Origin of the sequence: Streptomyces europaeiscabiei, assembly GCF_001550375.1 — a bacterium.
Taxonomy (GTDB): domain Bacteria; phylum Actinomycetota; class Actinomycetes; order Streptomycetales; family Streptomycetaceae; genus Streptomyces; species Streptomyces europaeiscabiei.
Window position 1 is genome coordinate 1 of record NZ_LRTR01000696.1, and the last position, 7,008, is coordinate 7,008.

Below are 7,008 nucleotides of genomic sequence, written 5' to 3' on the forward strand. Positions count from 1 at the left end.
GACCGGTCGGCCGTCGGTGCGGCCGACCGGTCGGCTGTCGGAGCCGGGCACGGCTCGGGGCTGGACGAGGCGTTGGCCGCCCTGACCGCGTACCGCCGGGCAGTCCGCCGCCCGCATCCGGACCACGTGGCGCTGCCGGTCGTCTTCAACGACTACATGAACACTTTGATGGGCGACCCGACCACCGCGAAGCTGCTGCCGCTGATCGACGCGGCGGCGGGCGCGGGCGCGGAGTACTTCTGCATCGACTCCGGTTGGTACGACGACTCGGTGGACGGCGGCTGGTGGGACGGCGTCGGCGAATGGCTGCCGTCACCGCGCCGCTTTCCTGACGGGGGTGTGGACGGCGGGAGGGGGGCGGGGGCCGGAGAGCACGGCCGGAAGGCAGCGGACACCCGAGCCGCAGAGCACGTCCGGAACGCGGCGGACACCCGGGCAGAAGAAGGCGACCGGACAGGGTCGGCGTCCGGGGCCGGAGAGCGTGGCGGAGCCGAGACCGGAACCGGTGGACCGTCCGACGGTGGCATCCGGGCCGTCCTGGAGCGGATCCGGGAGCGCGGTATGGTCCCCGGGCTGTGGCTGGAGCCCGAGGTCGTGGGCGTACGCAGCCCGGTGGCGGCGGAGCTGCCGCCGGAGGCGTTCTTCCAGCGGGACGGCGTACGGCTGACCGAGCAGGGCCGTCACCAGCTGGACCTGCGCCACCCGGCCGCCCGTGCGCACCTCGACAGGGCGGTGGACCGCCTCGTCGGCGACTGGGGTGTGGGCTATCTCAAGCTCGACTACAACATCGTGATCGACCCCGGCACCACCGCCCCCGGCGACCTCTCCCCCGGCGCCGGCCTCCTGGGCCACGCCCACGCCTACCTGGGCTGGCTCTCCGACGTCCTGGACCGCTATCCCCACCTGGTCGTCGAGAACTGCGCCTCCGGCGGCATGCGCATGGACGGCGCCACCCTGGCCGTGTCCCAGCTCCAGTCCACCAGCGACCAGCAGGACCCCCTGCGCTATCCCCCGATCGCCGCGGCCGCGCCCACGGCGGTACCGCCGGAACAGGGTGCCGTCTGGGCCTACCCGCAGCCCGGCCACAGCGACGACCTGATCACCTTCACCCTCGGCGGCGCCCTCCTCGGCCGCATCCACCTGTCGGGCCACCTCGACCGCATGACGGAACGGCAACTCGGCCTCGTACGCGACGCCGTGGACACCTACAGGTCGATCCGCGGCGACCTGGCCCGCGCGGTGCCCTTCTGGCCGCTCGGTCTGCCGGGCTGGACCGACGAGTGGCTGGCGCTCGGGCTGCGAGTGCCGGACGCGGACGGACGCGGACCGACGTACGTGTCGGTGTGGCGCAGGGGCGGGGACGCCGACGTACGGCTCCCCGTCCGGCACTTGGCGGGGCGGGGAGCCTCCGTACGCACGGAGATCCTGCACCCGTCCACCGCGCGCGCGGACTCGGCGGCGGTCTGGGACCCGGCCGCGGGCGCGTTGCGGGTGTCGGTGCCACGCACGCCCCGCGTGCTGCTGGTCCGACTCACACCGGAGGGCCGGGCAGAGGCGTAGGACGACCCGAGCCGGTGCCGCGTGGGGGCACGGCACCGGCTCGGACTTGCCTACGGCTCAGCCGCCGTCGAACGTCAACTGCTGCTGACGGTGAGGTTGTTGGTGGTGAAGTTCAGGCCACCGGAGGATGAGGTGACCTCGAAGCCGAACTGCACGTCACCGATGACCTCGTTGCCCATCCAGCCCTTGGTGTCCTTGATCCACTTGAGGATGGGGAGGATCTGGACGGTGCCGGAGTTGGAGTCGGAGGTGCGCAGGAACGAGAAGACCTCGTTCGCGCCGTTGTTGCCCTTGTAGACGGTCCAGGTGTGGCCGCCGAGCGTCACGTTGCCCTGCGAGGTGCCGAGCGCACCGACGGCCCCGTTGTAGTTCACCCAGAGCATGATCTCGTAGTCGTAGTCCGTGTCCCAGATGTCGTACGACGAGTTGTACGCGCCCGACGACGGAACCGTGACGTTGTAGCTGCTGTTGAGCGAACCGAGCGAGGTGATCGTCTTGTTGATCACCCTCTTGGAGTTGGGGTACGACTTGATGCCGCCGGTGTTGGGGTGGTTGGCCCAGACTCCCCAGTTGGTGCCGGAGTTGGCCCAGATGCACTGGCTGCCGGCGCCGGAGCCCCAGATGTTGTTGTAGAGCGTGTAGCCGTTCAGGCTCGTGTTGCCCCACTGGTCGCAGGAGTTCCAGACTGCGGCCGAGGCGGGGGCGGCGGCGAGGCCGACGGTGGCGCCGAGAGCGAGGGCGGGGGCCAGCAGGACCTTGCCGATCCGGGCCAGGGTGCGGGTACGGGTGCGGGTACGTGTTGCCATGGGGTGTCGCGTCCTTCCATGGGTGGGGGGAAATACGGGGTGGGGAGCTACCGCGGCCCCGGGGTGAGGACGCGGTCCTCTCCGGCGACGAGGTCGAGCGCTGCGAACGTTTCGACGCCGGAGGAAGTCCGAGTGCGACGCGGCTGCTCCGGGTGGGGCGGATCACCGCGGTCGCTCGTGGTCATGTGGCCGTGGTCATGTGCTCGTGGTCATGTGGCCGTGGTCATATCGCAGGTGGTCGTGGCCGTATCGCAGGTGGTCGTGACGTATCGCAGGTGGTCGTGACGTATCGCTCGTGGTCGTGGTCATGACCGCAGCACCGCCACGCCGTAGCGGCCGAGCGACAGCGTTCCGGTGACGGTCGTCTCCGTGAGCAGGTCGCGATGGGTGCCCGGTACGTCGACGGTGACCGCGTCGCGGCCGTGGTTGAGCAGGAAGAGCACATCGCCGCGCCGCACCGCCTCGACCCCGCCGGGCAGTCCGTCGAGCACAGGCCGTACCCCGGCGTCGGCCGCCACCCGCGCCAACAGGGCGCGCAGCTCGGCGGGTTCGGGCAGTGTGGAGACGTACCAGGCGCGTCCCCTGCGCACCACCGCCGGGAGTTCGTCGAGTTCGCCGCCCTTGTAGGGGACGACCTCGTCCGCGTCCGCCGCCTCGATCTCCTCGGACCACAGGGTCCCGCGGAAGACCCCCCAAAGGCCCTCGCACTCGACCTCCTCCCCCGCGTCCAGCGGCCACCACTCGTGCAGGGTGCGGATGCCGAAGAGGTCGCGGAGCCGAGCGTCCATGCCGCCGGGGCGCACACGGTCGTCCTCGTCGGCGACACCGGTCAGGAAGCCGCTGACGAGGGTGCCGCCGCCGCGTACGTACGCGAGGAGGTTCTCGACGGCCGCGTCCGTGAGCAGATAGAGCTGCGGTACGACCACGAGCCTGTACGAGGAGAGGTCGTGCTCGGGGTGGGCGAAGGCGGTGGTGAGGTTCGACTCCCACAGGGCGCGATGCCAGGACCGTACGACCTGGGCCAGGTCGACCTCGGACGACAGCCGGCCGTCCTGCGCGCCGGCCCACCAGGAGTTCCAGTCGAACAACACAGCCACGTCGGCATCGACATGATGCCCCGCCACCTCACGTCCGATGGCCGCCAGTTCGGATCCGAGCTGCTTGACCTCCTGATACGTACGCCCCTGCTCACCCGCGTGGCTGACCATGCCGGAGTGGAACTTCTCCGCGCCCTGCCGTGACTGCCGCCACTGGAAGTAGCAGACTGCGTCCGCGCCCCGGGCGACGGCCTGGAGGGACCACAGGCGGTTGAGGCCGCGCGGCTTGGGGTGGTTGACGCCGCGCCAGTTGACCGGACCGGCGGCCTGCTCCATGAGCATCCACGGGCCGCCGCCCGCCTGCGAGCGCGTCATGTCCTGGATCAGGGCCCCGTTCTGCGCGCCGAACGGGTCACGCGGGTCGGGGTAGATGTCGACCGAGACGACGTCCTCCTCCTCGGCCCACCGCCACGCGTCCTGGCCCGCCCACATCGGCATGAAGTTGGTGGTGACCGGGAGGTGCGGGGTGTGCCGGCGGACGATGTCACGCTCGATGACGTAGCACTCCAGGAGCATGTCGCTCGTGAAGCGCTTGAAGTCGAGCACGTGTGTGGGGTTCTTCATGTAGTGGGCGCGGCGCGGCGGGAGGATCTCGTGCCAGCCGTCGTAGCCCTGGCTCCAGAAGGCCGTGCCCCAGGCCTCGTTGAGCGCGTCGAGTGTGCCGTACTTCCGCCGGAGCCAGTCGCGGAAGGTGGCCGCCGCCTCGTCGCCCCAGTCGTAGGTGCAGTACTCGTTGTTGATGTGCCACATGGTGAGGGCCGGGTGGCCGCCGTAGCGGGCGGCGAGGTCCTCGGTGATGGCGGCGGCGTAGCGGCGGTAGGTGTCGCTGGAGTGGGAGAAGTGCTGGCGGGAGCCCCACCACTCGATCTGCCCGTTCTCGTCGCGCGGGAGGGTCTCGGGGTGGAGGCGGCCCATCCACGGCGGCGGGGAGGAGGTGGGGGTGGCGAGGACGACGCCGATGCCGGCGGCGTGCATCAGGTCCATCAGCGTGTCCAGCCAGCCGAACTCCCTTGTTCCCGGCCGGGGTTCGAGCTTCGCCCAGGAGAAGACGCCGAGGGTGACGGTGTTGACGCCGGCCTCCTTCATGAGGCGTACGTCCTCGTGCCACACCTCCTCGGGCCACTGCTCGGGGTTGTAGTCGCCGCCGAAGAGGACGCGGCCGCGCGTGGCGTGGCTCAGGTCCGGCATCAGACCGGCTCCCCGTACTGGATGCCGCGTCCGTTCGTCGCCAGGTAGACCCGGCCGTACACGCGCGGGTCGCCGGTGATGGCCTCGCCGGTCCAGCCCCACTGGTGGGCGTCGTCGTTGATGCGGGTCCAGGTCTTCGCGCCGTCGTCGGAGCGGTGGACGGCGGTGATGGTGTCCGTCGAGCCGACCTGGTAGATCGCCGGGTAGCCGGCGCCGTCGGCGGCCTTGCCGAAGCCGAGGGTGTACGAGGCCCAGCAGCTGTCGATCTTCGAGAAGGCCGCCCCGCCGTCGGTGGAGCGGTACAGCCCGTTCCACTTGACGCTCAGCCACAGGTCACCGGTGCGTCCGGGGGCCGCGACCAGCTTGAACTGGCTGTCCCCCGCGGGCAGTCCGCTCGCACGTGCCGTGAACGAACGGCCGCTGTCCGTGCTGGCGTACAGCGTTCCTGTGTCGGTGTCGTACGCGTAGAAGAGCGTCGGGTCGGCCGGGTCGGCGACCGGCGTCGCGCCCTTGGGGAAGGAGGAGACCTCGGTCCAGGTCGCGCCGTTGTCGGCGGAGCGGTGGGCCGCGTACTTGGTGCCGTCCCAGTGCACGAAGGACCACAGCAGCGCGCTGCCGTCGGCGTTGGCGGCGATCGGCCCCGGTGCGTTCTCGGCGATGTCGGGCTGGGCGGCGAAGGGCGCCCAGGTCCGCCCGCCGTCGTCGGAGTACGCGCCGTTGCCGTGGTCGCCCCAGCCGGTGCGGACCACGTACGACGGCTTCGCCGGGGCCTGCGCGAGTCCCGTCGCCGACCCGAACACGGGGTTCGACGCCATGCCGCGCGACGGGGACGCCGTGAGCCGCTCGTGGTACATCGTGCCGATGTCCCCCAGACCGCTGATCAGGTGCGCCTCTCCGACCGGGGGCGAGATCAGCTGGCGTACGGACGTCTCCTCCAGGCCCCGGATCTGCGGCGCCCAGCGCTTGAGGTCGCGGGTGCCGTAGAGGGTCGCGCCGGTGCCGTACACGACGTGCTTCGAGTCGTACGGGTCGAGGGCGAGCGCCTGGATCCACCAGCCGAACTTCGGCTTGTCGGCACCCCACTTGAGATAGGGGGTCTCGGACACGTCGAAGACGGCGGAGTCCTTGAGGGACGTCCAGGTACGGCCGCCGTTGCTGGACCGGTAGACGGTGTCGATGTCGGCCCAGCGGTTGTTGGTGGACACGATCACCGTGCCGGGGCGGCGGGCGTCGACGTCCACCCCGCCGTAGCCGAAGGAGTCGGTGCCTCCGTCGGCCGTGGTGCCGCCCGGCTTCACCGGGGTCACCTCGGTCCACTTGCCGTTGGTGGTGCGGAGCTTGTGCACACTGCCGTCGGACTGGCCGTTGGGGCCGGGCGCGTCGGCGTACGTCACGTACAGCTCGCGGGTGTGCCGGTCGTACGCGGCGCGGATCGGGACCTTGGCAGAGGCGCCGGTGGGGCGGCCGGGGACGGCTTCCCAGGTGGTTCCGTCGCTGGTCCGGTAGAGGTTGGCGGACGTGGCGTCGCCGTCGCCCCAGCCGGCGTGGACGGTGCGTCCGGCGGCGACGAGCAGGGTGACGCCCTGGCCCGTGGCGCTGGGGGTCGCCGGGAAGCCGGTCGCCTTCGCCCAGGTGGCGCCCCGGTCGGTCGACTTGAGCAGGCCGTCGTGTCTGGTGCCCAGCCACAGGGTGTCGCTGTCGCGCGGGTCGACGAGGAGGCGTTCGCCCGCGCCCCGGCCGTCCTCGTTGGCGCCGAGCTTGACCGTGAGGTCGGTACGGGTCCAGGTCGCGCCGCGGTCGTCGGAGCGGAGGATCGCGCCGTTGCCGGCCCAGGACTGGGCGTAGGTGCCGAGGGCGAGGTAGAGGCGGTTGGGGTGGGCGGGGTCGACGGCGATGGCTTCCACGCCGAGGAGGTTCCAGTCGTCCCAGCCGAGGTGGTCGGTCAGCGGGGTCCAGCGGGCCTTGCGGTCGTCCCAGCGGTAGGCGCCGCCGATGTCGGTGCGGGCGTAGGCGAGGCCGCGTACCGCCGGGTGGAAGAGGACGCCGGTGACGAAGCCGGTGCCGCCGATGACGGCGGTGCGCCAGCGGTAACCTCCGGCGGTCGATCCGCTCCGGGCCCCGGCCGCCTGGGCCGGGGTGCCCAGGGCGGGGAGGGCCGTAAGAGCTGCGGCCGCGGCTGTTCCGGCGAGTACGGTGCGGCGGCTCGGCTGTGGGGTGCGCATGACATACCTCGTTTTGCGGGGAGGGGTACGGGGTGGGCGCCTCGTGGCTCGGGGGGTGCGGGTGCGTCGGCGGCTGCGGGTGGTGTGCGGGTGCGTCGGCGGCTGCGGGTGGTGTGCGGGGGCGTCGGCGGCTGC

Annotated in this window: 4 protein-coding genes; 1 reads left to right on the forward strand and 3 read right to left on the reverse strand. The window is 71.6% G+C overall.

The window, feature by feature from the left end; genetic code table 11:
• On the forward strand, window positions 1-1,560 hold a 1,560-nt coding region (locus AWZ10_RS34750; RefSeq protein WP_167366019.1), incomplete at its 5' end, for a glycoside hydrolase family 36 protein.
• A gap of 74 nt (window positions 1,561-1,634) precedes the next feature.
• Here AWZ10_RS34750 and AWZ10_RS34755 read toward each other — a convergent pair.
• From AWZ10_RS34755 to AWZ10_RS34765, 3 genes are all read right to left on the reverse strand, one after another.
• Entirely contained in the window at window positions 1,635-2,366 is a 732-nt protein-coding gene (locus tag AWZ10_RS34755) for a glycoside hydrolase family 12 protein (RefSeq protein ID WP_046703641.1), read from the reverse strand.
• 305 nt (window positions 2,367-2,671) lie between these two features.
• Window positions 2,672-4,651 carry a beta-galactosidase gene (locus AWZ10_RS34760; protein WP_060892995.1) on the reverse strand — a complete coding sequence of 660 codons (1,980 nt, stop codon included), beginning with the start codon at window positions 4,649-4,651 and terminating at the stop codon, window positions 2,672-2,674.
• On the reverse strand, window positions 4,651-6,873 hold the full coding sequence (locus AWZ10_RS34765) for a sialidase family protein (protein ID WP_060892996.1): 2,223 nt from the start codon (window positions 6,871-6,873) through the stop codon (window positions 4,651-4,653). The genes AWZ10_RS34760 and AWZ10_RS34765 overlap by 1 nt, the downstream gene beginning before the upstream one ends.
• Window positions 6,874-7,008: the final 135 nt, after the last annotated feature.

Excerpts from the sequence above, each read along its gene's own strand:
- AWZ10_RS34755 (WP_046703641.1), bottom strand. The coding sequence starts at position 2,366 with ATGGCAACACGTACCCGCACCCGTACCCGCACCCTGGCCCGGATCGGC.
- AWZ10_RS34760 (WP_060892995.1), bottom strand. The coding sequence starts at position 4,651 with ATGCCGGACCTGAGCCACGCCACGCGCGGCCGCGTCCTCTTCGGCGGC.
- AWZ10_RS34765 (WP_060892996.1), bottom strand. The coding sequence starts at position 6,873 with ATGCGCACCCCACAGCCGAGCCGCCGCACCGTACTCGCCGGAACAGCC.